The organism is Cellulomonas iranensis NBRC 101100 = JCM 18110, assembly GCF_001552375.1.
In the GTDB taxonomy this organism is placed as follows: Bacteria; Actinomycetota; Actinomycetes; order Actinomycetales; family Cellulomonadaceae; genus Cellulomonas; species Cellulomonas iranensis.
In genome coordinates this window covers 25273-51918 of sequence record NZ_BCRB01000005.1, presented here as the reverse complement: position 1 = coordinate 51918, position 26646 = coordinate 25273, and the positions used below count along the sequence as shown (strand labels likewise).

The 26646-nt window shown below is 72.2% G+C and carries 22 protein-coding genes and 1 tRNA gene; 15 read left to right on the top strand and 8 right to left on the bottom strand.

Translation table 11 applies throughout. From position 1 onward, the window contains the following. The first annotated feature begins 40 nt into the window (after positions 1-40). The 3 genes from CS2_RS19630 to CS2_RS01550 all read left to right on the top strand — a co-directional run bounded on the left by CS2_RS19630 (position 41) and on the right by CS2_RS01550 (position 1137). On the top strand, positions 41-166 hold the full coding sequence (locus CS2_RS19630) for a hypothetical protein (protein WP_267886466.1): 126 nt from the start codon (positions 41-43) through the stop codon (positions 164-166). Between the two features lie 199 nt (positions 167-365). Then, positions 366-438 (top strand) — tRNA-Arg (locus CS2_RS01555). A gap of 198 nt (positions 439-636) precedes the next feature. Continuing rightward, positions 637-1137 carry a hypothetical protein gene (locus CS2_RS01550; protein WP_156441940.1) on the top strand — a complete coding sequence of 167 codons (501 nt, stop codon included), beginning with the start codon at positions 637-639 and terminating at the stop codon, positions 1135-1137. A 26-nt stretch (positions 1138-1163) separates the two neighbouring features. Here the strand turns inward: CS2_RS01550 and CS2_RS01545 are convergent, their stop codons facing one another. Next, positions 1164-1598 (bottom strand): hypothetical protein, encoded by a 435-nt coding sequence (locus CS2_RS01545; protein ID WP_070318607.1) that lies wholly within the window; start codon positions 1596-1598, stop codon positions 1164-1166. Between the two features lie 224 nt (positions 1599-1822). Here CS2_RS01545 and CS2_RS01540 point away from each other — a divergent pair, with 224 nt between their 5' ends. Continuing rightward, positions 1823-2605, top strand: a complete 783-nt coding sequence (locus CS2_RS01540) for an ATP-grasp domain-containing protein (RefSeq protein WP_070318606.1) — start codon at positions 1823-1825, stop codon at positions 2603-2605. A 31-nt stretch (positions 2606-2636) separates the two neighbouring features. On the opposite strand, the gene CS2_RS01535 is transcribed toward CS2_RS01540, so the two are convergent. Continuing rightward, positions 2637-3521 carry a nuclease-related domain-containing protein gene (locus CS2_RS01535; protein WP_070318605.1) on the bottom strand — a complete coding sequence of 295 codons (885 nt, stop codon included), beginning with the start codon at positions 3519-3521 and terminating at the stop codon, positions 2637-2639. A 342-nt stretch (positions 3522-3863) separates the two neighbouring features. Continuing rightward, complete coding sequence (locus CS2_RS01530; protein ID WP_070318604.1) at positions 3864-7403, bottom strand: SIR2 family protein; 3540 nt, start codon at positions 7401-7403, stop codon at positions 3864-3866. 533 nt (positions 7404-7936) lie between these two features. Here CS2_RS01530 and CS2_RS01525 point away from each other — a divergent pair. Further along, positions 7937-8356: a nitroreductase family deazaflavin-dependent oxidoreductase gene (locus CS2_RS01525; RefSeq protein WP_070318603.1), complete on the top strand. Its 420-nt coding sequence runs from the start codon at positions 7937-7939 to the stop codon at positions 8354-8356. A gap of 114 nt (positions 8357-8470) precedes the next feature. Here CS2_RS01525 and CS2_RS19390 read toward each other — a convergent pair whose 3' ends face one another. Next, complete coding sequence (locus CS2_RS19390) at positions 8471-10858, bottom strand: endo-1,4-beta-xylanase (protein WP_070318602.1); 2388 nt, start codon at positions 10856-10858, stop codon at positions 8471-8473. 378 nt (positions 10859-11236) lie between these two features. Between CS2_RS19390 and CS2_RS01515 the strand changes: the two genes are divergently transcribed. Then, positions 11237-13123: an endo-1,4-beta-xylanase gene (locus tag CS2_RS01515; protein WP_070318601.1), complete on the top strand. Its 1887-nt coding sequence runs from the start codon at positions 11237-11239 to the stop codon at positions 13121-13123. A gap of 402 nt (positions 13124-13525) precedes the next feature. Further along, positions 13526-15673: a DEAD/DEAH box helicase gene (locus CS2_RS01510; RefSeq protein ID WP_070318600.1), complete on the top strand. Its 2148-nt coding sequence runs from the start codon at positions 13526-13528 to the stop codon at positions 15671-15673. Positions 15674-15676: 3 nt separating this feature from the next. Here CS2_RS01510 and CS2_RS01505 read toward each other — a convergent pair whose 3' ends face one another. Continuing rightward, complete coding sequence (locus tag CS2_RS01505; protein WP_070318599.1) at positions 15677-16222, bottom strand: DUF427 domain-containing protein; 546 nt, start codon at positions 16220-16222, stop codon at positions 15677-15679. 94 nt (positions 16223-16316) lie between these two features. On the opposite strand from CS2_RS01505, the gene CS2_RS01500 reads away from it, so the two are divergent. Both CS2_RS01500 and CS2_RS01495 read left to right on the top strand, forming a co-directional pair. Continuing rightward, positions 16317-16574, top strand: coding sequence for a type II toxin-antitoxin system Phd/YefM family antitoxin (locus CS2_RS01500; RefSeq protein WP_070318598.1), 258 nt, complete (start codon positions 16317-16319; stop codon positions 16572-16574). Then, positions 16559-16966: a PIN domain-containing protein gene (locus tag CS2_RS01495; RefSeq protein ID WP_070318597.1), complete on the top strand. Its 408-nt coding sequence runs from the start codon at positions 16559-16561 to the stop codon at positions 16964-16966. The genes CS2_RS01500 and CS2_RS01495 overlap by 16 nt, the downstream gene beginning before the upstream one ends. A gap of 47 nt (positions 16967-17013) precedes the next feature. Here the strand turns inward: CS2_RS01495 and CS2_RS01490 are convergent, their stop codons facing one another. Beyond that, positions 17014-18207: a Fic family protein gene (locus CS2_RS01490; RefSeq protein WP_070318596.1), complete on the bottom strand. Its 1194-nt coding sequence runs from the start codon at positions 18205-18207 to the stop codon at positions 17014-17016. A gap of 149 nt (positions 18208-18356) precedes the next feature. Here CS2_RS01490 and CS2_RS01485 point away from each other — a divergent pair, with 149 nt between their 5' ends. The 6 genes from CS2_RS01485 to CS2_RS01460 all read left to right on the top strand — a co-directional run bounded on the left by CS2_RS01485 (position 18357) and on the right by CS2_RS01460 (position 24366). Next, entirely contained in the window at positions 18357-19241 is an 885-nt protein-coding gene (locus CS2_RS01485; protein WP_070318595.1) for a siderophore-interacting protein, read from the top strand. 87 nt (positions 19242-19328) lie between these two features. Beyond that, positions 19329-20291 carry an ABC transporter substrate-binding protein gene (locus CS2_RS01480; protein ID WP_070318594.1) on the top strand — a complete coding sequence of 321 codons (963 nt, stop codon included), beginning with the start codon at positions 19329-19331 and terminating at the stop codon, positions 20289-20291. Positions 20292-20316: 25 nt separating this feature from the next. Then, a complete protein-coding gene (locus CS2_RS01475; protein ID WP_082739631.1) occupies positions 20317-21375 on the top strand; it encodes a FecCD family ABC transporter permease in 1059 nt (352 codons plus the stop codon). Beyond that, the gene (locus tag CS2_RS01470; RefSeq protein ID WP_233421028.1) at positions 21372-22496 is read left to right on the top strand and encodes a FecCD family ABC transporter permease; all 1125 of its coding nucleotides are present in this window, start codon (positions 21372-21374) and stop codon (positions 22494-22496) included. The genes CS2_RS01475 and CS2_RS01470 overlap by 4 nt, the downstream gene beginning before the upstream one ends. After that, positions 22493-23317 (top strand): ABC transporter ATP-binding protein, encoded by an 825-nt coding sequence (locus tag CS2_RS01465; protein WP_070318593.1) that lies wholly within the window; start codon positions 22493-22495, stop codon positions 23315-23317. The genes CS2_RS01470 and CS2_RS01465 overlap by 4 nt, the downstream gene beginning before the upstream one ends. A 164-nt stretch (positions 23318-23481) precedes the next feature. Next, positions 23482-24366 carry a L,D-transpeptidase gene (locus CS2_RS01460; protein ID WP_070318592.1) on the top strand — a complete coding sequence of 295 codons (885 nt, stop codon included), beginning with the start codon at positions 23482-23484 and terminating at the stop codon, positions 24364-24366. Positions 24367-24431: 65 nt separating this feature from the next. On the opposite strand, the gene CS2_RS01455 is transcribed toward CS2_RS01460, so the two are convergent. Next, positions 24432-26300 (bottom strand): glycoside hydrolase family 15 protein, encoded by a 1869-nt coding sequence (locus tag CS2_RS01455; protein ID WP_070318591.1) that lies wholly within the window; start codon positions 26298-26300, stop codon positions 24432-24434. A gap of 101 nt (positions 26301-26401) precedes the next feature. After that, a complete protein-coding gene (locus CS2_RS01450; RefSeq protein WP_156441939.1) occupies positions 26402-26596 on the bottom strand; it encodes a hypothetical protein in 195 nt (64 codons plus the stop codon). Between the last annotated feature and the right edge of the window lie 50 nt (positions 26597-26646).

Sequence of the window (26646 nt, the reverse complement as noted above, 5' to 3'; positions counted from 1 at the left end):
ATCCCACTCCCAGCTCGACGACTGGCTCTACCGAGGACGCATGGTCGCCCTCACAGCCGAACGCCAAGCGCTCGTCATGCTGTCCTTCGCGGTCACGCACAACGCCGTCGCTGACTGGCATCACCGCCGGCGTCAACGCGACCAGGCGCTAACGCCCGCCGCCTGACACCCCCGAACCACACCGTCCGACACCAGCCCCCTCGAGGGGCTATCGGCGCATCCCGGAGCCGTGCACCGGTAGGCTGAACCCGCGCCGATCGGACCGCACGGCCCGACCGGCGCAGCACGGGTCCATCGAGAACACTCCCAGACGTGCCGGTCGCGATCCTCGCCGGGTTTCCGACCACGTTTCTCGCAGGCCCCGCGCGCCTGTAGCTCAGGGGATAGAGCACCGCTCTCCTAAAGCGGGTGTCGGCAGTTCGAATCTGCCCAGGCGCACCGAGGTGTTACGCAGGCCAGAGGCGGTGTCGGCGCCCCGACTGCGGTGGACGGGTTCGATTTGTCCGCCATTGGTCAGCGTGTGGTCAGCGACTGGTCTCAGGGAGTGGACGACCTGTCAACGACGTGGACGAACCCTGGCGGACGGCGGAGCCGAGCGACCGAGGCTCCCAAGTGCTGAGGCCCTACGGTGTTGACATGGATTGGGGAACGCTGCTGGCGTCGCTGCTTGGTGTGGTCGTCGGCGGCGGCGTCACGTACCTCGTCGGTATGCAGCTCGCGCGCGTGGACGCCGCGCGACGCCGAGGAGAGGCCCTCCAGCATCGCCTCCTTGACACCGCGAACGCGTACCTCGGGGCGGTTGCCGAGTATCGCCGTCACGCTGCCGACACCCTGGACTGGATCGAGAACTGGAGGGCGTCTCGCGAGGCGGGTCACACGGAGGCGGCCGCGATTTCGTGGGATAGAAGGGTTGAGTCCATCGCCCGGCGAGAGGAGGAGCGGGCACGCGCCCTCGTTGAGCGCGTGCGGATAGAGCTCCTTGCCCCCGATCTTGCCCGACTCGCCGGTGCTCTCTTGTCGCCACCCGCCCCAGTCAGTGACCCAGGGCGGCAGGAGGCCGCAGAGGCTCGTTGGCAGGCCGCATACGACGACTTCCTTTCTGCGCTTCGAGCCCGCTTGTCCCTGCCCCGTGAGTGAGGAATGAGGCAGGGGGAAGCGAGGTGCTAGTCGCCGAGCTGGCCGTCCGCTTGGTCGGGCGCCTCGCTGTCTCGCGACACGAGCCCCCGAAGCACTCCCTCGCCGATCACCACTTCACCGCGGGCGAGCCTCAGACAGTCGCCGAAGTGATCAATCGCCCGCGCGGCCACCTCTGCCCCGAGTGCTTCCGCGGCTGTGTGCTCTGCTCGTCCGAAGGTCGCGGCGAGTAGTAGTCGCAGGAGACTGCGCTTCTGTTCGGTACTCAACTCGTGTGAGGTGCATACCACTGAGTAGCTGCACGCGAGGGCTTCCCACAGGCGGAGTTCTCTCTCGTGATGCAGATCCCGAGACAAGTTCTCGAGGAACACGTCGTAGTCCGCAATCTCCGGGGCGCCCCAATCCGCGAGCGCGTGCATGACAAGGAGGGCCCGGTGCCTGGTCGCCGTTGCCATCGACATCACGCGCATCACCTCCCTTCGCGAACCCGTCGCTACGTGCAGGTGTGCGGCAGGGAGGAGAAGATGCCTGCCGCCGCGACAGTTTTCCGGGAGAGGTGTGCCAGCCGGCCTACCAACGTGCGATCTCGCTGGTCGCGGGGCGGGTGACAGTCGGCGGCGGACAACAGCTTCAGCGCGCACGGGCACCCGGACTCACTTGGAGGCCGGCGGGACGCTAAGTTCCGGGCGTGCTGGAGGCCACGGCAGAGCGTTCGACGTCGCTGGATGCTGCGGCGCACGCAGTCCTCGAGCTCACGGCCCCGAATCGGCTTGAGGAGGACCTCGTCGGTCTGGAGGACGCCCTGATGGCGCGAGGCCTCGAGCCTCGCCAGACGCTTCTTCGGCAGGTCGTGCGTGGGCGTGCGCCCGTCGAAGGCTCGGGACTGGTCGTTGGGGGGTTGCCGTTCATCAGGGCGGCGTTGCATCGAAACGGCCTGGCGATGCCCGAGCCGCTTGACTACCTCGACGCTCCCGTCACGGCCCTCGGTAGAGCGATCTGGCCGAGCACACTCGGCGCGGTCGCCGCCGGGCTCGAGCACCGGGGCGAGCCCGTCTTCATCAAGCCCCGAGGCGTCGCCAAGCGGTTCGCCGGGCGCGTGGTTGCACAACCGCTGGACCTTCGGGCGCTGCCTGTCAGCAGCTCAGCCACCCCAGTCTGGTGCTCCGACGTGATCGAGATCGTCAGCGAGCACAGGGTCTTCCTTCGGCACGGAGAGATCCTCGGGGTCCGGCACTACGACGGCGACCCGAGTAAAGCTCCCGGCCTCAGTGGGGTGCAGGTAGTCGTCGACGAGGTGCGCGGGCACCTTCCGGCCGGCTGTGCGCTCGACGTCGGCGTCGTCGCACCCGACCGAGTGGTCCTGATCGAAGCGAACGACGGGTTCTCTCTCGGCCATCACGGGCTCGATGCCGGTCCCTACTTCGACGTTCTACACGCGCGGTGGACGGAACTCGTTCGCCGCGGCTGCTAGAGAAGCGGTCGTAGCACGAGCCTCGCTCGGCTCATGCGGCCGGAAATGCCCTTCCCAGCGCACGGTGGGTTCTCTCGACCTCCGCCTCGCTCATCGGGCCCGGTGCAACGAGTCGCTCGGCGAGCTTGTTGGGCCACACGACGGCGACGTCGGCGATGACGAACGATCCACCGATGAGGGGCCAGTCGGCCTCGATGAAGCACAGCGCACCGTGTGCGGGCACGTCCGTGAGCGACGCTGCGTCGAGCGCGGACCGGACGAGACCGACCTGCTCCTGGACGCCTTCGACCAAGCGGGTGCAGTCGCGGGAGCCGACGAGGAGCTTCTCCACGCGCGGCCGGAGCAGCCCACCCTCGACGCGAAGTGACGGCCGGCCCTTGTAGCGCTTGGCGTCAATGACGTGAGCGCCTGTGGGGCCCACGGCGATGTGGTCGATGTTTGCCCTCGTCCCCGGGATGCGTCGGTCGTGGAGAAGACGGACGCCGTTCCCCGTCAGATCGGCCAGCCGCGCGCCCAGCAGCTCCTCGCCGCGGGCGCCGCGGGCCCAGGCTGTCGTGCTCTGAGGCTCCTCGGAGAGCGCGAGGATGAGGCCACCAAGCCGAGGGTGCGCCTCGCGGATGCGAGCCTCGCGCTTGGCGGACCGACGTTCGTACTCGCGTCGGGCGGAGGAGCCCGCTGTCCCCGTCTCGATGTCAGCCAGGGTGGGTGCCGGCGTCGAGTCCACAGGCTGCGCCACCGAAGGCACTGGTTCGTCCGGCTCAGTGCATGCGAGACAGCGGACGGTCTTCGTGGCCTTGCAGTACGCCGCGCGGGTTCCGGACTCGAGTTCTGCGCCGCACCCTGCGCAGGTGCCCGCGTAGCGCAGACGCATCACCTTGGCCGCGTTGACGGCGTCCCTGCCGGACGTGGTCGTCATGCCTATCTATCGGCGGCAAGGCACTGAGTCTCAAGATCGGCCCGCGGCGGACGGCCTGATGCCGCGGTGCCACCTTGTTGACCGTGCGACGCCCTCCTCGGCACCTCCAGAGCCGATAACGGACCCTGACTCTTCTTGCATCGATGCGCTGTTGGTGGTGCCGGGGCGCTCCGAGGGTCTGCGGCGCAACCTCGATCCCCTGAGTAGAAGATGCCCCGGATGACCACGACTCCTCAGAAGCTGGGCAAGCGACACCGGTTGCATGGGTACCCCGCTCGTTTCAATCGGTTGCCCACCTCGTACGTCCGCACCGTGCCAGAGGACGACGAACGTGCCCCTTGGTCAGTAGTCCTTGTCGAACCCGCTCTCGGTCGCCGCGGCGACGAGGGGCTGGACCGCGGCGTTTCCGAGCACTTCTCGCATATTGCCGATCAGATCCCGCACCTGATGGGGAACGAGATGGCCGGTGGGTGAAGAGTTCCGGATTCGTTCAACGTAGTGCTCGACGAGGGTCGGTCCGTGCTCGAGCAGCACCCCATCGGGAAAGTCGGGATCGAAGAACCGGTCGCCCAAGCCAATTCCCCGTCCACCCAGCATGCCTGACGCTTCCGGTATTGCCGACCCTAGATGCGGCAATGCGTCAGCCCAACGAGCGAGTTCCTCCAGTTCTGCTGTTCGCGGAATCCCGGCGAGGCGGGCCCTCACGTGATCACCGAGCCAACGTTCCCATACTGCTGCTCCGTCGAAGCGGTCGGACTGCAGCAGGCGAACAGCTGCTTCCGCGAAGTCTGCGGCGTGTGCGCCGTCGTTGGCCAGGACGCTGCCGTCTAGGAGGGCCTGTCGCTCTTCGACGCTGATCCCGGCGACGGCGACTATCGATGCGACAAGCTCGAGGAACTGATCTCGCAATCGGTCGTCAAGATCCCCAAGGCGATCCCATTCCGCAATCACGCCCTCGAGCAGCCCGGCGCCCAGCAACTTATCGTTGTATCGAGGGTGGTGTAGATACGGAGACCAAGCGCGCCTCGCCGTTGCGTCTTCCAAGAACAAGGGGATGACGCGTTCGATTGCGAAATCAGGGTCGGCGGCGAACAGGAAAAAGAGCCCGCTCGCAACGGCCGGTTGCGTGGCGTCGAGTGCATCGTCGGTCCCTTCAAGCAAAAGCCCAAGAGCGGCGCGTTCCTGTTCGTTGAGGCCCGACCAATCGTCTCGGTTGTGCCGCCAACGGCGGTCGATCTCGCCTATCCAATACTGCGCGAGTTCCCCCGGCCACGAGTTAAGGTATAGGGGCGCAAAAGAGACGGGATCAAGATCCTGCGCGTGGGTGAAGGACGTGCTGTGCTCATGCCACAGCGCGAGCGCGATGTCGCGCATCGCGGCGAGCGCGGGTGTCTCATCGGCATCGGCCTGCGATCGCACCTGCTCGAGGAGGAACCGGCTGATCGTGCGTGCGGAATCTACATCTCCTACAAGCTGCGATACTCGCGCCACCGCCGGTTCGGCGTAGGTAGCCAAGTCCGCTTTTGCCCAGCCCCCGGCCAGGGCTCGCCGAATGTCAGGCGCTTGCTTATCGGCCCGCTCAGCGATCAGACGCCACATCTGTTCGCCCACATCGGGACGGGCCTCTGCTACCCGGCTGATGAGAGAAAGAGCGTCCTCCCATCTCGGCTGATCAAAGGCTCTCTCCGAGTATTCGCGGCCAACGAGGTCTTCGAGTGCATGTGCCGGGTCATTCTCGAACGACTGCACAAAGTCGTCCGGCTCCATGGGGAACTTCCCACCCCAGGTTCCGCTTGACATCCAGCGGTCGAAGTCCGGATGCTCTCGAGGCGCAAAATCAGGGTTTGCCTCTTGCGTGGCCTCAAGCTCGCTGGCCGCATCCCGCCATTCCGGCGCGACGCCGGTGAGCCAGACTAGGGCGTTATACTTCGCGTACGCGACGTAGCGGTCGAGATCGGGTATGTCCTCGGACGCCGACGGGCCCGCAAGGACGGCTGCCAGGAGTCGATCGCGGGCTGAGGCAGAGGCCGACGGGATGGCGGCCTGCATTACTTGGTATACCTCATGCTTCAAGCCGATCTTGTAGATCAGCGACCTGTCCAGCAACCAGGAAATCTTCTCATCGGGGGCGCGAGACTGGTCTCGGGCCAGGAGGTGGAGTGCGAGACGCTGGAAGAGCTCCCGACCGAGTGACCACCACCGCTCGGGCAAGTCGGCGAGGACGGGCAGTGCCTTCTCGCCGTATGCTCGCAGTCCGTCAATCACGGCGTCGACAGGGTCGCGGAACTCGTCCTGTGGGTGCGGTTCAATTGCTGAACGCCCGAAGCTCAGGCTGTCCCACTCCCTCGGTCCAAAGTATGCGTCAAGCAAGTCGTATGCGGCGCTAAGGGCGTCTTCAAGAAGGCTCTCGAGCGCGGGATCGCCAGGCTCAGTAGCCTCGATAAATTTCAAAACATGGCTGGCTAGGATTTCCGCCGCGGTGCTCCATCGGGCTTCGGCATCCGGAAGTGCGGTCGCTGATTCCGCATCGCTGAGGAACCACCGGCGCTTCAACGCTAAGCGTGGCCGCAGCGCAGATCTCAACACGGAGACGTGCTCCGTGTGATCTCCGGAGAAATATGCCAGCAACCAGTCCGTTTCCACTGGAGCCGAGTGACCGTGGATGGAGCTCGCAAGAAGCATCTTCCAGCGTCGCCCGGCGTCGGTGTCCTTCTTGCCTAGCTGGTCCGCTGCCCAGCAGGCATCCCGGAAGAGTGCGTCCGAGAACGCTTGTCCTAGGCGCTGCACGGTCTGTAAGGCCGCACCATGTAGTTCGGGCGATGTGATGAAGACGCTGCAGAACCAGTTGACAAGTGTTGGCTCCGCTTCGCCACCGCGCCCACCGGTGAAGATCGACCTAAACCCAGAGAGGTCCTCTGCCCATCGAAGCCAGGCCAACTTGTGGGCGAGGATGGCGTTTTCGACCGCCGCGGCGAAGTGGCGAGCGCCATCTGTAGTCGCGATCCGGTCAGCAAGATAATCACGATCGACTGGAGTCATCTCCGGGCCAGCGTCGATTATTTCGTTCATGCGCGATCTGTGGTCCGTCTGACCCATCCGGGCGCGTACGTCCCACGCCTGAAGTGCCGCGACGAGCGCGGCATGATCGTCGCCAACTACTGGATAACCAATCGTGCCGACGCCCAGTCGCTCCCATTTTGGGTCTGCCGCATGGTGTAGCGGTGTGAAGGCGAAGCGCAGCGTCCGCGGCGGAAGTCCGAGCGCAAGGTAGCGCATGATCGGGTCGTCGTGGCTGTATCCTACAAATACTACGGTGTACTCCTGGAACATTGGCAACAAGAACCGTGTGGCCCAGCCGCGAGTCAAGTACGCTCGTCCAAAATCGGTATCGGTGAGCACAAGCTCGCGCGGATCTCGGCGCACCGAGCCGTGTAGGTGGACGAGGCCGATGAATTCGTCACCGAGGGGAAGTGAGGGTCCGAACCACGTGTCGCGCACCTCCACCCCCGCACCGGTCGCCGCGGAAAGTAAGTGATCGTCGAAATTCGTGGTAACGATGCGCAAATCCCCGGTGGAAGATGCCAGTCGCACGAGCGCCGTGTGCGTCGCGTTGGGCAACGAACCCGCTCGGCCGATCAGAGCGCGCGTATGTGCGTGGGTGGCGAATCCGGCCGGTAGTTCTCCAAGGAAAGTGTCGAGGTTTGTGGTGTCCGCGAAAGAAATCCGCGCCATGCTCGCCAACTCGCGAGCCAGGCCGGTGAACGATGGAAGGCTGGATGGGGGACCCATTGATGCACCGGCACCAACGAAAAAGACCAGGTGCCCCGCGGAATGCGCGTCGATGACCGCCTGCGGCAGTTCCACCTCACTGGTGATCCACATGGGTTTCCGCTCGTCTGGAACCAACTCGCGTGCGCGCGCCCGGCTATGCGCGGACTGAGTGTGCCGGGGCACGGCTGACCGCTCCAAGATCGCCTAGTCGCGCTCAAGTCGTCAACCGGTAGCCGGGTGGCGCAGCGCCGCCGCTCGCCCACCCGTCATTGCCCTCCGGCCGTGGCTGCATCGCGTCTCGCGGCCCGCCTGGTAGAGGGGAAGCGGGCGCCCCGGGGTCAGCGCGTGGTCAGCAGGAACCCGTAACGCGGTCACGATCCCAACTACGTGGGCGTCGTTCCGCTGGTCAGCGCGTTGTCCACAGTCCAAGATCGGATCCTAAGGCGGGTGTCGGCAGTTCGGATCTGCCCAGGCGCACAGAGTTGTCTTCGCTGGTCAGAGATGGGTGGTCGTCGAGGTCGCGCCCGCGTCGAGTCGGCTGGTCCTGGGCGAGCGACCGGCTACTTGACGTGGACCGCCTGTCGCGGACCCTCCCGGCGTGTCGCAGGCGTGCAGACTGGAAGCACTGCACCCGGGAGGACGTCATGCCGTTGGCCCGCGGGATCATCCGCCTCAACAAGCGGTTCACCAACCCGGTCATGCTGCGGCTCGCGGGGATTGGGTCGGTCGTCGACCTCGAGCACGTCGGCCGGAAGACCGGGACCGTGCGGCACACCCCGCTCATGGCGTTCCGCCGCGGCGACGTGGTGACGATCGCGCTGACCTACGGCTCGGACGTCCAGTGGTTGGCGAACGTCCGACACGCGGGCGGGTGCCGTATGCGGATGGGTCGGGAGATTCTCAGGCTCGGAGCGCCGCGCGTTCTGGACCCCGCCGAGGCGATGACCCGCATCCCGCAACCCCAGCGTGCGCTGCTGCGCTGGCCCATCCGGTGCCGCGACTACGTCGAGCTGTCGGTGCTCCGCCCGCCGGCCGCCGGGGACGTCGACACGCGCAGAAGATGAGGCGTCTGCGGCCAACGCGCGACCGGCGATCACCAGGCGCTGGGTCTGGTCTTCCCTCACCACCCGAGAGGCGGACGGCAGGGCTGTCGGCGGCGGGCGGCGCCGCCGACAGCGTCACCCGCAGCTCACCCCCGCGTACCCGGCGTCGTACCCGCTGAGCCCGGCGCCCCACGCGACGATCCCCGTCCCGGTGACCCGCACGGCCCCGGCGTCGACGCTCGCACCGGGCACGGTCCACGTCTTCTGCACGGTCGACCCCGGCCACACCAGCCACCCACCGACCCCGCGCCACGGGGACGTCGCGGCGACCAGCACGGGCACCCGCTCGGCGTTCCGCACGTGCACGGTCACGCGCGGCGTGCCGTCGACGCACACCGCCTCGGCGGACACGGCCAGCGCGACGGACCCGCGCGTCCCGGGTGCCCCGAACGGCGTCACGGGAGCCGATGGAGCCGACGCCTCCGAGGCCCCGGCCGCGTTCGTCGCGGTCACCGTGAACGTGTACGCCGTGCCGTTCGACAGCCCCGTGACCGTGCACCCGGTGGCGTCCGTCGTGCACGTGGCCCCACCCGGCTGCGCGGTCACGGTCGAGGACGTCACGGCGCTCCCGCCGTCGTCGGCCGGCGCGGTCCACGACACGTCCGCGGTGCCGTTGCCCGCGGTCGCGGTGACGGCCGTCGGCGCGGCTGGCGCGGTGGCCGGCGGCTGCGCGACCTCACCCGGCCACTGCGCGACGGTCTGCGCGGCGCCACCGGCGCCGAGCTTCTCGACGCGCAGCGCGTTGATCGAGAACGCGTTGCCGCCCCCGCCGCCGCGGATGCCGATGTTGCCGATCAGGCCGTCCGCGGGCTGGTCGCCGTCGAGCGTGATCTCGGTGACCAGGTCGTAGCTGCCCATGTTGACCATGCCGCTGTTGAAGTACGCGGGGATGTGGGTGGCCACCTGCCCGGCGGCGTACTGGTGGTCGTTGATGACCGCGCCGTCGCCCGTGGTGTACCCGCCGTTGGTGTTGTCCCGCAGCCAGCGCACCCGGATCGCCGTCGTGCCCTTCGCGGTGTAGTTCACCGTCAGCCGGTACGTCGTGCCGGCCTCGGGGCGGAACGCGACCTCGCCGTCGTCGGTCGTCGACCACGGCCACACCGCCGCGTCGTCGCCCAGCACGACGTTCGCGCCGCTCCACGCGTCGCCCAGCGACGTGTCGTACACGTGCACGCCCGGCACCGGCTCGCGGTCGCCACCACCCGGCAGGTCCACGTACTCGTGCGTCGCCAGGAACTCCTCGGGGTACAGGATGCCCAGCAGCGCGAGCTTGGCGTTGCCGTCGTAGTCGTACGGCATGGCGAACTCGCCGCCCTTCCAGCCCTGCCGCACGTCACGCACGCCCGCGAGCTTCACGGCGTGCACGACCTTCGGGTTGCCGGTCGTGTTGCCGGGCCCCGCGCCGTAGTCCCGGTAGATCTTGAACAGCTCGGCGTACTTCATGCCCTGGTTGTTCTCGGCCTCGGGCGTCAGCTCACCCGGCGGCAGCGCGACGTCCATCTCGGTGACGTGCACCTCGACGTCCCCCAGCGACGCGAACAGCCGGATGTTCTGCTCGACGGCCGTGACGTCGGTGGCCAGGTTGTAGTGGCCCTGCATGCCGATGACCTCGATGAGCGGGCGACCGCCCGGCCGCTCGCCCGCGTGCCGCGCGTTGATGTCCTTGACCATCTCGTAGACCACGCGCGCCTTGGCGGGGGAGTCCAGGCCGAAGTCGTTGTACGTGAGCTTGACGTCCCAGCCGTGCGCGTCGACCACCTCGGCGGCCTTGACGAACGCGAGCTCCACCCAGTCGGCGCCCAGCGCCTGGTACCAGCCCTCGCCCTTGGCGAGCGAGCCGCGCCAGTCCGCGGGGTTCGCGGTGCCGACGGCCTCGTTGACCACGTCGACGGCCACGAGCCGGTCCCCGAAGTGCCCGAGCACGTTCTCGACGTGCGTGTTGAGGTTCGCCAGCGCGGTGTCGCGGTCGAACGTGCCCGGCTGGTCGAACCGCGCGGGCGGCGCGTCCCACATCCACGTCGGGGACTGCGAGTGCCACGCGAGCGTGTGCCCGTACAGCGCCAGGTCGGGGTTGCGCGACGTGTACCGCGCGAACGCCGCCTCGGCCGCGTCGTACGTGAACACGCCCTTGTCGCGCTGCGTGCTCTCGGGCTTCATCTCGTTGCCCGGCGTGTACGACGCGTAGTTGTACAGCAGTCCCTCGATCTCGCCCGCCCCGAAGATCCCCATCGAGAACCGGTCGGCGTGCTGGTCCTTCATGGGCGGGTAGTGCTCGAACGTCTGCCCGGGCTCCGGCAGCGCGGCCGGCTCGGGCGCGGCCGCCGCGGGGCCGGCGGGCCCGAGCGCACCGACCGCGAGCACCGCGGCCAGCAGCGGTGCGCCGACGCGCGCGGCGGTGCGGCCCGCACGACGACGACGGGGGACGAGCGTGCGCAGGGGTGCGGTGACGTCCGGACCCGGCATGGGTGCCTCCAGGGGCGCTCCCCGGCGCGACGCTGCGCGGGGCTCGGCGATGGTGGCGAACGATGGCAAACGTTCTCCACCCGTGATGCCGTCGAACCTAGCCCGCGACGCTCCGGGGTTGTCAAGAGTCCGCCACGTCCGGTTGGTCGGGTCTTGACGTCCGTTTCCGCCGCCGCCTACGTTGACCCCACGCGGTGTGGCGAGCGTTTGCCGTCGACGACGACGGTGGCGCCGCCCGGGACCCGACGCCGGGTCCACCCGCGTCGCCGCGGGCGGTCGTCGCCCGCGCGTCGAACCCCTGAGCAGCGCGGACGTGCGGGACGGCGTGGTCCCGCGGCGCCCGCCTGCCCGGGGTCAGCCCTTGGGGAGGAGCAGTCGATGATCCGACGGACCAGAGGTGGCGGGACCGAGGAGACGGCACGGCACGACGCTCGGCGGCGCGCTGCCAAGCGCCCGGCGCGTTGGGCCGGAGCGGGCCTCGCGGTCGCGCTCGCGACCGTCGGCTTCGTGGCACCCGCGCACGCCGCGGTCGACGCCGCCACGTACGACGTCACGATCCGCGCGACCGGCGCTGGCACGGTCACCGGCGGCGGCACGTACGCGCCCGGCGACACCGTCGAGCTCACCGCGACACCCGGGGCGGGGCAGGTGTGGGCCGGCTGGACGTCCGCCGACCTCGCGTGGATCGGCGCGCGCGCCCTGTCGTTCACGATGCCCGAGGGCGACGTCACGCTCGAGACGTCGTTCCGGCCGCAGATCGCACCGCTCAAGGAGGTGTACCGCGACTACTTCGACGTCGGGAACATCTACTCCAACGCCGGCACCTACGCGGACGGCTCGCAGGCGTCGTCGACGATCGCGCGGCACTACTCGGTGATGACCGCCGAGAACAACATGAAGCCCGACCAGCTGCTGCCCAACAACAACATCGACCCGGTGACGGGCGAGTTCACGTTCACCTTCGGGCCGGCCGACGCGTTCGTCGACCAGACGCTCGCGCGCGGCATGAAGGTCCACGGCCACGTGCTGGTGTGGCACGGGCAGTCGCCCGCGCGCATCAACAGCGGCGCCACCGGCGGCACGCGCGCGCAGGCCAAGGCCAACATGGAGGAGTACATCCGCGAGGTGCTCACGCACTACCGCGGCAAGGCCGAGTCGTGGGACGTCGTCAACGAGGCGTTCGTCGACGGGCTCGCGGAGTTCGACCCCGCGACGCAGGACTGGCGCGACTACCTGCGCGGCGGCCCCAACGGCGGGCAGTCCCGCTGGTACAGCGCGTACGCGAACGGCGCCGACACGGCCGCCGGCGAGCACCCCGCCGACTTCCTGTACGACGCGTTCGTCTACGCCCGCCAGTACGGGCCCGAGGCGCGCCTGGAGTACAACGACTTCAACGTCTTCCAGTCCGAGGGCAAGGCGCAGGCGATCCTCGCGATGGCCACCGACCTCAACGCCCGGTACGCCGCCGAGCACCCCGAGGACCCGCGCCGGCTGGTCGAGTCGATCGGCCTGCAGTCGCACAACTACATCAACCAGACCCCCGCGTTCGCGTGCTCGGACCGCACGCGCCTGCGCTCGCTCGTCAAGGACGCGGCGGCCGAGTGGCAGCCCGGCGCCTGCTCGAACGAGGCGTCGGTCGAGCGGTCGCTGCAGCTCATCACCGAGGCCGGCTTCACCGCCAGCATCAGCGAGCTCGACCTGCAGGTGTGGGAGGCGTGGAACGGGCAGCCCGAGGGCGAGGACCGCGCCGCGTACCGCGACCTCACCGACCCGACCGTCGCCGACCGCATCTCGCGCGGCGAGTTCGACTACTGGGTCGGCAAGATCAGCAACCGCGCCGAGCTCGAGAAGATCCAGGCGCAGCGGTTCGCCGAGTACTTCGCGGTCTACAAGAAGTACTCGACCGACATCAACCGCGTGACGTTCTGGGGCATGACCGACCAGGCGTCGTGGCGGTTCACGCACAACCCGCTGATCTTCAACAGCGACTTCTCCGAGAAGCTCGGCGCCGCCGCGTCCGCGAACCCCGAGCGCTGGCTCGGGCAGCGGCACCCGGTCGTCGACACCTCGAAGCTCGAGGCCGCGATCGCCGAGGTCAAGGCGCTCAAGCTCAGCGCCAAGGACTTCACGGGCCTGAGCATCGCGCGCGTCAAGGCCGTGCTGGGCCGCGTGATCGCGGTGCTCGCGACGCCCGGCGCGCAGGGCAAGGTCAACGCCGCCACGGCCGCGCTGCACGAGGCGGTCGCCGCGCTCGAGCGGCGGTAGCGGCGGCGCCGGCGGGTCCAGACGGCAGCAGGGCGGGGCGCGACGCCTCGCCCTGCTGCCGTCTGCCGTGTCCGCCCCCGGCCGTCGACGGGCGCGCCGCGCGGCCCCGCGCTGCGCCCGACGTGCCGCCACCCGCGTGACGTCGGCCTCGCGCGCGGCCCGGCGCTCGTGGATCGGGCCCCACGTGTGATCAGATGGGGTCCTCGCGTCGTCGACGCGCCGGGAGAGCTGGGAGCGGACCTCGAGGTCCGTGGCCCGCCCCCGACGGGCGGACGGCCCGTGCCGCCGTCGGCGCACGCACCGCTCGGGTGCGCCGCCGGGCGTGAGCGGCCCCGCCGTGGGCCGCGGCCCGTCGTGCTGCACCGTGCTCGCGGTGCAGGCATCGCAGTTGGAGGAGGACCTGTGGCCCGAGCCGGCCAGCGACGCCCCGGGCGTGCCCGCCCCGACGCGGGCGGCCAGCGCCGTCGCGCCGCGCACCCCGACCAGGAGGGGATCATCCCCGTCCTCGCCGGGATCGCCCGTGAGGTCGACGACGCCGTGCAGCGCACGCCCACGCGCTCCGGCGTGCGGACCAAGTTCCAGGTCGTCGCGCTGCTCGTGCGCGAGGAGCGCGCCCGCGTCATGGGCGACGCCGACCTGTCGGAGGCGAAGAAGGCGCAGCAGCTCAAGCGGCTCGACGGCGTCGCGACGCAGCTCGCGCGCATCGCCGCGCGCGACACGACCCTGCTGACGCTGCTCACCGACGACGCGAAGCTGTCCGACGCCGCGCGCTCCTACAAGGAGACCGTGATGCGTGCCGGGGGGCTCGACGTCCCCGACGAGCCCGAGCCCACGCCGGCCCCCGCGCCGACCGCGGGCGCCGACAAGCGGGTCGTGCCGCAGTCGGTCATCGCCGCGCGCCTGGCCAACCCGTTCCTCGCACCCGACTTCGAGGCCGCCGCGGCCCTGCGCGCCGCGCCCCGCACGCACCGCCTGGACGGGTGGGAGCTGCTCGAGCCGCTGTTCCGGTCGTTCGAGCGTGCCGCCAACGGCTCGCCCGCGTGCATGGAGCTGCCCGACGTCCGCACCCTGCCGGGCCTGCACGGGCGCGAGCTCATGCCGCACCAGGCGCGGCTCGTGGCCGCCGCCGCGCGTGGGCACCGCACGTTCCTGCTGGCCGACGAGCCGGGCCTCGGCAAGACCGCGCAGGCGCTGCTCGCCGCGCAGGCCGCCGACGCGTTCCCGCTGCTCGTCGTCGTCCCCAACGTCGTCAAGACCAACTGGGCGCACGAGGTCGGCATGTGGCTGCCGCTGCGCAACGTCACCGTGGTGCACGGCGACGGCGAGGACGTCGACGGGTTCGCCGACGTCGTGGTCGTCAACTACGACATCCTTGACCGGCACGCCGGGTGGCTCGGCACGCACGGGTTCCGCGGCATGGTCGTCGACGAGGCGCACTTCATCAAGAACAAGTCGTCGCTGCGCTCGCAGCACGTGCTGGGCATCGCCGACAGGATCCGGCTGCGCGCGACCCGTCCGCTGCTCATGGCGCTGACGGGCACGCCCCTCATCAACGACATCGAGGACTTCCGCGCGATCTGGCAGTTCCTCGGCTGGATCGACGACGACAAGCCGCTCGCACCGCTCATGTCGGCGCTCGAGGAGACGGGCCTGACGCCCGCCGACCCCGGGTTCTCCGCCGCCGCGCGGTCCGCGGTCATCGACATGGGCATCGTGCGGCGCCGCAAGGTCGACGTGGCCGCGGACATCCCGGCGCGCCGCGTCGCGGACCTGCCCGTCGAGCTCGACGGCGCGGTCGGCCGCTCGATCCGCGCGGCCGAGGCCGCGCTCGCGCAGCGCCTGGTCGAGCACTACCGCTCGGCCGTCGCGGCCCGCGGCGAGATCGTCGACCGCGTGGACCTCGACCTCGCGCGCCGCGTCGCGGCCGCCGAGCTCAAGGACGCGTCGTCGAAGAAGAAGGGCGAGAACGTCTTCACGATGGTCCGCCGCATCGGCCAGGCGAAGGCCGGGCTCGCGGCGGACTACGCGGCGCAGCTCGCGCGGAACGTCGGCAAGGTCGTGTTCTTCGCCAAGCACGTCGACGTCATGGACGCCGCCGAGCAGCTGTTCACCGAGCGCGGCCTCAAGCACGCGTCGATCCGCGGCGACCAGACCCCGCGCCAGCGCGAGAAGAACGTCACGGCGTTCGTCGAGGACCCCGAGGTGCAGGTCGTCGTGTGCTCGCTCATGGCGGCGGGCGTCGGGCTGAACCTGCAGGTCGCGTCGAACCTCGTGCTCGCCGAGCTGCCGTGGACCGACGCCGAGCAGACGCAGGCCATCGACCGCGTGCACCGCATCGGCCAGGACCAGCCCGTCACGGCGTGGCGCGTGATCGCGGCGCAGACCATCGACGCACGCATCGCCGAGCTCATCGACGCCAAGTCGGGGCTCGCGGCTGCGGCGCTCGACGGCGTCGCGCTCGACGAGGACGCCGCGTCGACGGACGTGCAGCTCGACGCCCTGGTCGGTTTGCTCACCGACGCGCTGCGCGCCGAGGGCGTCGCCGCCTGAGCGTCACCAGCCCCAGGTGCCCGCGCCGCCCTTGAACGGGCCGACGACGCGGCGCGTGCGCCACCCGCCGTAGAAGTCGCCCTCCTGCGCCTCGACGACCTCGCCGTCGACCGTGCAGACCAGCCCGGCCGGGTAGAGCGCGACGTGGTCGAGCAGGGCCTCGTACCCGGGCCGCGGGTCGGGGTAGCCCCACGCGGCGCGCGGACGGACGACGCGCGTACCCGCGTCGGTGCCGACGACGTCGAAGTACGTCGCACGGCCCTTGAACTCGCACACGGTCGAGGCGCCTGCGACCGGCACGAGTGCGCCCGGTGCGACGTCGGCCAGCGGCAGGTAGTACGTCGGCGGGTGCGACGTCTCCAGCACGCGCAGCGCGCGGCGCGTGTCGACGACGACCGTGTCCCCGAGCCGCACGACGACGTGCTCGTCGCTCGGCACGACCGCGGGCGGGCGCGGGTAGTCCCACACCGACTCCTGCCCGGGCCCGGGCGGGGCGGCGGCGCGACCGCCGGGCGGGGGAGTACGCGGGTGCCAGGTGTCCGACGTCATTGCCCCACTGTCGCCCGCGGGCCGACGGCGCGCACCCGCGGCAACTACGGGGTCACTCCTATCAGATTCTCAGATGTGCGCGTACGATCCTGTCATGCGCACCGTCACCGCCACGCGCGCCTCGCGCGGGTTCTCCGACCTGCTGGACGCCGTCGAGCACGGCGACACGATCGCGATCACGCGTGGCGGGCGCGTCGTCGCCCAGATCGCGCCCGCGGTCTCCACGACCGGCAGCGCGCTCCGCGCGGCGCTGGCGGGGGTCCCCACGCTCGACGACGACCTCGAGGGCGACGTCGCCGGCGCGACCGCGCTGCTCACGACCGACGAGAGCGACCCGTGGCACGCCGGCTGATCCTCGACACCACGACGCTCATCGCCTACGAGCGCGGCACCGTCGACCGCGACCTGTTCGACGACGACGACCTCGCGATCGCCGCGGTGACGGTCGCGGAGTTCCGCACGGGCATCGAGCTCGCCGACACCGCGCGACGGGCGGCCGACCGCGCGCGGGTGCTCGCCGCGATCACGTCGGCGATCACCGTGCTCGACTACACCGAGCGCACCGCCGCCGAGCACGCGCGTCTGATCGCGCACGTCCGCCGCGCGGGCCAGCCGCGGGGGGCGCACGACCTGATCATCGCGGCGCACGCCGCCGAGCACGGTCGCACGGTCGCGTCGTGCGACGCCCGCGCGCGGTTCGGCGACCTCCCCGAGGTCCGGGTGGTCCTCGTCCCGCGGCGCTGAGAGTCGGCGAATCGGCGCGGGCCGGGCCCGAGTGTGCGGCGCCCGGCTCACCGTCCCGCGCGTCGCCGCCCCGCCCGTGCCGAGAAGGCGTCCATCGCGGCGAGCACCTCGGCGGCCTGCCACACCCGCGCACGGTGGCCCGTCGACGGCGAGTGGAGCACCCCGGCCTCCTGGAGCACCTCGATCGCGTTCCGTGCCGCCCGGTCGGACACCCCGAGCGCGCGGGCCGCGTACTCGGCCGTCACGACGGGTTGGGAGAACAGCAGGTCCGACAACGGCCACGCTGCCGAGTCCGACCGTGCCGTGATCGTGTCGCGCCAGCGCGCGCGGGCGGCGACGACCTCGGCGGCGAGCTGGCGGCCGTTCGCGGTCGCGGCGACCGCGGCCGACGCGATCTGCTCGACGATCGGGTCGAGGTCGCCGTCCCGGTAGGCGCCGAGCGCGCGGAAGTACGACTCCGGGTCGCGCAGCAGCCCGGCGGACACCGGGACCGTCGTGTGCAGCGCGAGACCGCGTCGACGCAGGACCGTGTGGACCAGGACGCGCCCGGTGCGCCCGTTGCCGTCGGTGAACGGATGGACGGTCTCGAACTGGGCGTGGACGACGGCCGCCAGGACGAGCGCCGGCACGTCGTCCCGTGCGGCGAACGCGACGAGGTCGTCGACGAGCAGGGGAACGCGGTCGTGGTGCGGCGGGACGAAGTCGGCGCCGTGCGGACTGATCGGCGAAGCGCCCACCCACACCTGCTCGGAGCGCCAGCGTCCCGCGGTCTCGGGCTCCGACTCCGCCAGGAGCGCGCGGTGGACGGCGAGGATGCCCGCCGCGGTGACGTCGTCGCCCGCGGCGAGGGCGCCCGTCATGGCTCGGACGTTGGCTGCGACGAGGTCGGCGTTCTGCCGGGACGGCACGCCGAGCGACGCGAGCGCGAGGTTGCGCGCGTTCGTGGTGAGGTGCTCGATCTGCGAGCTCGACGCCGACTCGGTCCGCAGGAGCACCGTCGGCATGGGGACGGGGAGCGACGCCATCGCGCTGTCGAAGCGTGCGACGTCGAGCGTCGCCTCCTCGGTGAGCGCCGCCACCCGGGCGCTGACGCGAGGGTGCGCCGCCGCGATCGACGGTGGCACGGCGGCCTCGTAGGGCCGCGCGACGCGCCGTCGCTGGAACGCGTCGAGGTAGGGGCTGGTCGCCGCCCAGGGCAGCGTCTCGTGGTCGACCGCCGGCCACGGGTGGTCGGTGGTCATCCTTCTCCCCGGTTCGTCACGAGTTGAAGCCTACGGCCATACCCTTCACTCCGCCTGTGCCGGCCGGAAGCGTCGTCGCGGTCGGTCTCCCTCCTGGGCGCGCCCGCGCGGACTGGACGTGAGGGCTGAGGTATGGCAACCCTTATCCCGTGCCTCCCGCCGTCGAGCCCCGCTTCCGCACGTCGCCGAACGTGCTGTTCGCGACGGTCGTGACGCGCGTCGTGCGGCTCTCGCCCGGGTTCGTGCGCGCGACGCTCACCGGGCCCGACCTGGGCGTGTTCGCGCCCTACGGGCTCGACCAGCGCATCAAGATCCTGCTGGGCGAGCCGTGCGACGGCCTGCTGCCCGGGCTGCCCGAGCGCGAGTGGCGGCGCGTGTGGCGCGCGGTCCCCGAGCACCGGCGGCCCGTGCTGCGCAGCTACACCGCCTACGAGGTGCGGCCCGACGCGCGCGAGCTCGACCTCGACTTCTACGTGCACGACCCCGCGGGCCCCGCGAGCGAGTGGGCCCTCGCCGCGCGCCCCGGCGACCCGCTGCTGGTCTCGGGCCCCGACGTGCGCGCGGGCGCGCCCGACCACGGCGTGCAGTGGTGTCCCGGCGGCGCGACCGAGCGGGTGCTGCTCGCGGCCGACGAGACCGCGTACCCCGCCGTGCGAGGGATCCTCGCGGCGCTGCCCGCGGGCGTGCGCGCGACGGTCCTGCTGGAGGCGGGCCACGCGGCCGACGCCGCGACGCTCGACGACGTCACGGCCGGGCACGACGTGCACGTGCTGCTGCGCGACGGACGGCGCGGGGGGCAGGCGCTCGTCGCTGCCGTCGAGGCGTGGGCCGCCGCGCACGGGCCCGCCGCCGCGGCCGCGGGCGACGCGTTCTACGCGTGGGTCGCGACCGAGAGCACGCGCCTGGCCGGGGCGCGCGCCGCGCTCGCCGGTGCGGGCCTCGCGCCCGACCGCGTGCACGCGCAGGGGTACTGGCACGACCGCCCGCGCGGCGTCCCCGCACCCGAACCCGCTGGCTACGCGGTCGCCGTGTGACGGACCGCACGTACGCGGTGAGGTAAGGCTTTGCTAACGTCACCCCCGGTTCGCGACGGGCGGACCGTCACGGACGAAGGAGTTGGCGTGCGTTCAGCAGTCTCCACGGTGCGGTCGCGGGTCGCGGTGCTCGCGGCCGTCACGGCCCTCGGTCTCGGCCTCTCGGCGTGCGCCGCCGACGCGGACGCCGGCACCGCCGACCCCACGCCGTCCGCCTCCGCCGACGCGTCCGACGCGCCCCGCGTCGTCGAGCACGCACGCGGCGAGACCGAGGTCCCCGCGCACCCGCAGCGCGTCGTCGTCCTCGAGCCCGTGCAGCTCGACACCGCCGTCGCGCTGGGCGTCGAGCCCGTCGGCGCCGCCGTGCTCAACGAGGCCCTCGGCGTGCCCGCCTACCTCGGCGACGCCGCCGCCGACGTGCAGACCGTCGGCACCGTGCAGGAGCCGAACGTGCAGAAGATCGCGGCCCTGCAGCCCGACCTCATCATCGGCACCGAGTCGCGCCACTCCGCGCTGTACGACCAGCTCTCGGACGTCGCGCCCACCGTCTTCATGGCCACGCAGACCGACCCGTGGCAGGACAACGTGCGCTTCACCGCGACCGCCCTGGGCGACGAGGCCGACGCGCAGAAGCTCCTCGACGCGTACGACGCGCGCTGCCAGGAGATCGCCGACGAGTTCGGCACCGCCGGGCAGACCGCGCAGCTCATCCGCCCGCGCGACGGCATCCTCACGCTCTACGGGCCCACGTCGTTCGCGGGCAGCACGCTCGAGTGCGTCGGCTTCACGACCCCCGAGCGCGACTGGGAGAACTCGATCTCCGTCGACGTCTCGCCCGAGAACGTGCTCGACGCGAAGGCCGACCACGTGTTCGTCACGACGACCGACGTGACCGACGAGTCCAGCGTCCCCGAGGCCGTGCGCGCCAACGCCGCGGCGTTCCCGCAGCTGCACCTGGTCGACCAGGCGTGGTGGATCACGGGCGTCGGCCCGCTCGGCGGGCAGGCCGTGCTCGACGACATCGAGAAGATCCTCTCCGCGGCGTCCTGACCCCCACCCGCCGACCCGCGCACCCGTGAGCACCGCAGCACCGACCGCCCGCCCGGCGACCCTCCGGTCGCCGGGCCGGGCGCGCCCGCCGCGCCGGCACGCCGCCGGCTGGGTGGTCGGCGCGCTCGCGGTGCTGCTCGGGGCCGTCGCGCTGTCGGTGCTGGTCGGGGCCAACCCCGTGCCGCCGGGCGACGTGCTGGACGCGCTGCTGGGCCGCGGCACCGACACCGCGCGGTTCGTCGTGTGGGACCAGCGGCTGCCGCGCACGCTCGCGGGCCTCGTGGTCGGCGGCGCGCTCGGCGTCGCTGGCGCGCTCATGCAGGCCTTCACACGCAACCCGCTCGCCGACCCGGGCCTGCTCGGCGTCAACGCGGGCGCGGCGTTCGCGGTGGCCCTGGGCATCACGTTCCTGCGCGTCACCACGCCCGCGGGGTACATGTGGCTCGCGTGCCTCGGCGCGCTGGTCGTGGCCGTCGGCGTGCACGTGCTGGGCGGTGCGGCTGACCTGCGCGCGAGCCCCGCGCGGCTCGTCGTCACGGGCGTCGCGGTCGGCGCCGTGCTCGCGGGCCTCACGAGCGGGCTCACGCTCACGCACCCCGACACGTTCGACCGCATGCGCGGCTGGGCCGCCGGCAGCCTGCTCGAGCGCGGCCCCCAGGTCGTGCTTCCGGTGCTGCCGCTCGTCGTGCTGGGCCTGCTGGTCGCGGCCCTCACGGCGCGCAGCCTCAACGCGGTCGCGCTCGGGCCCGACGTCGCGCAGGCGCAGGGCGTCGACGTGCGTCGCACGCGCGTGCTCGTGCTCGCCGCGGTCACGGTCCTCACGGGCGGGGCGACGGCGATCGCCGGGCCCGTCGCGTTCGTCGGGCTGATGGTCCCGCACGTCGTGCGGTGGACGCTGGGCACCGACCAGCGCCGCGTGCTCGCGGGGTCGCTGCTGGGCGGGTGCGTGCTGGTCGTCGCGTCCGACGTCGTGGGGCGCGTCGCCGTGCCGCCCGGCGAGATGCCCGTGGGCGTCGTCACCGCGTTCGTCGGTGCGCCCGTGATGATCGCGCTCGCGCGCCGCCGACGGGCCACGGCGCTGTGACCGCCACGCGCCCGGACGTGCGCGACGCCGCCGGCACCGCCGCCCCCGCGGCCGCACCCGCGCGCCGTGCCGCACCCGTGCGGCTGCTGCGCGGACCGCGCCCGCGCGTGCTCGTCGGCACCGACCGGCTGCACGTGGGCGTCGGCGTGCGCGAGGGCGTGCTGTGCGTCGTGCTGGCCGCCGTGCTGCTCGTCCTCGCGGTCGTCGGGCTCGCGGTCGGCGACTTCCCCGTGCCGTGGCCCGACGTCGTGGGCGCGTTCACGGGCCGCACGCAGGGCCTCGCGGCGACCGTCGTGCTCGAGTGGCGGCTGCCGCGCGTCGCGGCGGCCGTGCTGTTCGGGGCCGCGCTCGCCGTCGCGGGCGGCGTGTTCCAGGCCGTGACGCGCAACCCGCTCGCGAGCCCCGACGTCGTCGGCCTGTCGAACGGCGCGTTCACGGGCATGCTGATCGCGCTCGTGTCGCTGGGCGGCGGCTGGGCGTCCCGCACGGTCGGCGCCCTGGTGGGCGGGGTCCTCACGGCCGTGGTCGTGCACCTGCTCGCGCACCGCGGCGGCCTGCAGGGGTTCCGGCTCATCGTCGTCGGCATCGGGGTGTCGTCGATGCTCGGCGCGTTCAACACGTGGGTGCTGCTGCGCGCCGACCTCGAGACCGCGCTGCTCGCGTCGGCCTGGGGCGCGGGCACGCTCACGACCGCGACCGCCGAGCTCGTGCGGCCCGTCGCGGTGTGCGTCGTCGTGCTGCTCGCGGTCGTCGCGACCCGCGCCGGTGCGCTCGCGCAGCTCGAGCTGGGCGAGGACGTCGCCGCGACCACCGGCGTCGCCGCGGGCCGCGACCGCACCGTGCTGCTGGTCGCCGCGGTCGGGCTCGTCAGCGCCGTCACCGCCGTCGCCGGGCCCGTCGCGTTCGTCGCGCTCGCGGCCCCGCAGATCGCGCGCCGCGCCGCCGGGTCGCCCGGCATCCCGCTCGCCGCGAGCGCGGGCGTCGGCGCGGTCGTGCTGCTCGGCGCCGACCTCGTCGCGCAGCACGTGCTGCCCCTGACCGTGCCCGTCGGCGTCGTCACCGTCGTGATCGGCGGCGCCTACCTGCTGTGGCTGCTGCTCCGAGAGGCGAGGACCCGATGACCGCCGAGACCGCCACCACGTCGCCGGACCACCTCGGCACCGCGTCGCGGCTGCGCGCCGAGGGCGTCACGCTGCGCTACGACGCCCGCACGGTCAGCGAGGACCTCACGTTCGCGGTGCCCGACGGCTCGTTCACCGTGATCATCGGCCCCAACGCGTGCGGCAAGTCCACGCTGCTGCGCGCGCTGTCGGGGCTGCTCACGCCCGCCGCGGGGCGCGTGCTGCTCGACGACGCACCGCTGACCTCCTACGCGGCGCGCGAGCGGGCCCGGCGCCTGGCGTTCCTGCCGCAGACCATGACCGCGCCCGAGGGCATCACGGTCGCCGAGCTCGCCGCGCGCGGCCGGTTCGCGCACCAGCGCGTGCTGCGCCGCTACTCGGCGGCCGACGTCGACGCGGTCGAGCGCGCGCTCGCCGCGACCGGTACGACCGACATCGCCGACCGCCGCCTCGACGAGCTGTCCGGCGGGCAGCGGCAGCGCGCCTGGATCGCGATGGTCCTCGCGCAGGACACGCCGCTCGTGCTGCTCGACGAGCCGACCACCTACCTCGACGTCACGCACCAGCTCGAGGTGCTCACGCTGCTGCACCACCTGCACGTGCAGGGCCGCACCGTCGTCGCCGTGCTGCACGACCTGCACCACGCGGCTCGCTACGCGACCCACCTCGTCGCGATGAAGGACGGGCGCGTCGTCGCGCAGGGCGACCCCGCCGAGGTCGTGACGGCCGACCGGGTGCACGACGTGTTCGGGCTCGACGCCACGGTCGTGCCCGACCCGGTGACGGGTGCGCCGCTCGTCGTGCCCGCGGACACCCGCTGACCGCTGCCGGGCGCGGCGCCCGTCGGCCGTGGACCGCGTCGGGTCGGCGCCCGCCCCGCGCAGGGACGGCCTCCGCCCCGCGCCGGGACGGCCTCGCCGCGAGCCGGGAAGGCCAGGGCGCCGGCGCCCTGGTGCCCTCGCCCGGCCGGGCGCACCATGGACGTGTGAGCACCCCGCCGCGCCCCGGTCCGGCCGCCGCCCTCGTGGCGGCCGTCGTGACGCTCGCGACCGCGTGCGCACCGTCGTCACCCGCCGCGACGCCCGAGACGGTGGTCGTGCGCGCGCCCGTCGTCGCGGCCAAGGCGGCCGTGCCGCCGCCGCCCGTGCTCGCGCCCGTGGACCTCACGGCCCTGCCGGTCGTCGAGCCGCGCGTGGTCGTGCCGGGCCTGCCCGGCGACGACGGGCTCGAGCAGCTGCGCTCCGACGACCCGGCGCTCGGCACGTGGCGCACCGCGACGGTCGTGCGGGACACCGCCGCGTACGACGCGCCGTCCGGCACGCCGCGCGGCACCGTGCCGACGGCGACGCTCGACGTGCCGACCGTGCTGCCCGTGGTGGAGCGCCGCGCCGGGTGGCTGCGTGTCATGGTCGCGACCCGCAGCGCGCTGCCCAGCCAGGACCCGGCGCAGGTCAACGGCCGCACCGCGTGGATCCGCGAGGAGGACACCGTGGCGAGCGGCACGAGCTGGCGCCTGCACCTGGACCGCGCGGCGCTCACGCTCACGATCGACGACGGCACGACGCCCCGCACGGTGCCCGTGCTCGCGGTCGGTGCGCCCGGCACCCCGACGCCCGCGGCCGCGCAGTTCCTCACCGGGTCGCAGTGGGACCAGCCCGGCACGTACACGCCGCGCAGCCTGCTGCTGTCGAGCCAGAGCGAGACCATGGACGCCTACGACCGACGCACCGGCACGTCCGCGACCGCGATCCATACGTCGCCGTTCACCGCGACGGGTGCGATCTCCAACGGGTGCGTGCGCGTCACCGCCGACGTGCTCGACCTGCTGTGGGGCAAGGTGCCGCCCGGCACGGTGCTGACGGTCTCCTGAGCCGGGCCGGCCGGCCCGACCTCGGTCCGGCCTCAGTCCGCTCTCACCCCGCCCTCAGTCCGCCCTCACCCCGCGCCGCCCTCGCGCGCCCGCACCGCGGCGATCGCGTCCGCCGCGCGGATCAGCCCGATGTGGCTGAACGCCTGCGGGAAGTTGCCGATCAGCCGCCCGGCGTCCGGGTCGTACTCCTCACTCAGCAGCCCGAGGTCGTTCGCGTAGCCCACGAGCTGCGCCATGAGCTTCTCGGCGTCCTCCAGCCGGCCGCTGTTCGCGTGCTGCTCGACCAGCCAGAAGCAGCAGATGAGGAACGGGTGCTCGTCGCCCTCGAGCCCGTCCATGCCCGTGTCGGTGCGGTACCGGTGCACCAGGCCGTGCTCGTCGGTCAGCTCCTGCTCGATGCGCGCGACCGTGCCGAGCATGCGCGGGTCGTCGTACGCGAGGAACCCCGTGTGCGGCAGCTGCAGCAGCGACGCGTCGACCTCGGCGTTGTCGTACGTCTGCGTGAAGCTCTCGATCTCGGGGTCGTAGCCGCGCTCGTCGATCTCGGCGCGCAACCGGTCGCGCAGCTCGCGCCACCGCTCGACCGGCCCGTCGAGCCCGTGCTCCTCGACCGCGCGCACGCCCTGGTCGAACGCGGCCCACATCATGGCGCGCCCGTGCGTGAAGTGGTGCAGGTCGCCGCGCATCTCCCAGATGCCGTGGTCGGGCCGGTCGTAGTGCGTCTCGGTGTACCGCAGCAGGCTCTTCTGCAGGCCCCAGGTGTACTCGTCCTCGCCGACGCCCGCGTCGCGCAGCATGCCCAGCGCGATCATCACCTCGCCCACGACGTCGGCCTGGTACTGGTCGGCCGCGCCGTTGCCGATCCGCACGGGCCGCGAGCCCTCGTAGCCGTCGAGGTGGTCGAGCTCCTTCTCGTCGAGCTCCCGCTCGCCGCCCACGCCGTACATGATCTTGACGTCGTCGGCGTCGCCCGCGACCGCGCGCAGCAGCCAGTCGCGCCACAGGCACGCCCCCTCGGTGAGGCCGTGCGCGACCGCGACCTCGATGGTCAGCGCCGCGTCCCGCAGCCACACGAACCGGTAGTCCCAGTTGCGCACGCCGCCCAGCTCCTCGGGCAGCGACGCGGTCGGCGCCGCGACGATCCCGCCCGTCTCTCCGTGCGTGAGCGCGCGCAGGACCAGCAGCGAGCGCAGCACGAGCGGGTCGTGCGTCGTGCGGACCTCGAGCTTCGACGACCAGTCCGTCCAGAAGCTCACGGCCGCCGCGAGCGCCTGGTCGGCGTCGATCGGCTCGGGCGGGTCCGCGTACGACGGGAACCACACGAGGTCCCAGTCGAGCACGTCGCCCTCCTCGAGCCGGAACCGGCCGCCGAGCCGCGGCGTGCGCGCGCCGCCCGCCGCGGAGAACGCGCCCGGCTCGGCGGACGTCCCGTCCTGCGCGACGCCGTCGTCGCCGTCGACGCGCGTCAGCAGCGGACCCGTGACGAGGATCCCCTCGGGGCCCGCGAGCGACTGCAGCGCCTCGCGCCCGTGGTGGTCGACCACCCGCACCCACGGCGTGGCGCGCGCGTAGTCGAACCGCAGGCGCAGGTCGTGCTCGACCTCGACCGTGCCCTCGAGGCACTCGACCTGCCGCACGAGGTCGTCGCGCCCCGACGTCAGGGGCAGGAAGTCCGTCACGCGCGCCGTGCCCGTGGGCGTGCGCCACGTCGTCTCGAGCACGAACGTCTGCGGCAGGTACCGCCGCTCGATGACCTCGCCGTCGACCGCCGACAGCTTCCAGCGCCCGTCGTCGGGTCCGCCGAGGATCGCGGAGAACGCCGCGGGGGAGTCGAAGCGCGGCAGGCACAGCCAGTCGATGCTGCCGTCGCGGGACACGAGCGGGCCGGTGCGCAGGTCGGACAGGAGGGCGTAGTCCTCGAGGTGCGTGCTCACCTCGTCCTTTCTACGGTGCGGACGCCCGCCCCGCAGGACGGGCGTCCGGTTTCGCCCGGGTCCGGGCGGCCGACTCGCACCGCGCGGACTCGGCGGTCGGGTCAGTCGGCGACGTGCCGGCCGCTCTCGCGCCGCCCGTGGTTGACGTCCGCCTCGTCCGGGCCGGGGCCCGTGTCGACCGGCGGCTGCGTCTGGTCGGCGTCGTGCGCGTGGTCGTGGTCGTGCGGGTGGTCGTGCTCGTGCGTGTGGTCGTGGGTGTGCCCGCCGGGGTCCGCGGGGCCGGGGTTCTCGCTCATCGGGTGCTCCTTCGCTCGCCGTCCCCCGATCGTCGCGTCGCCCCGGACGA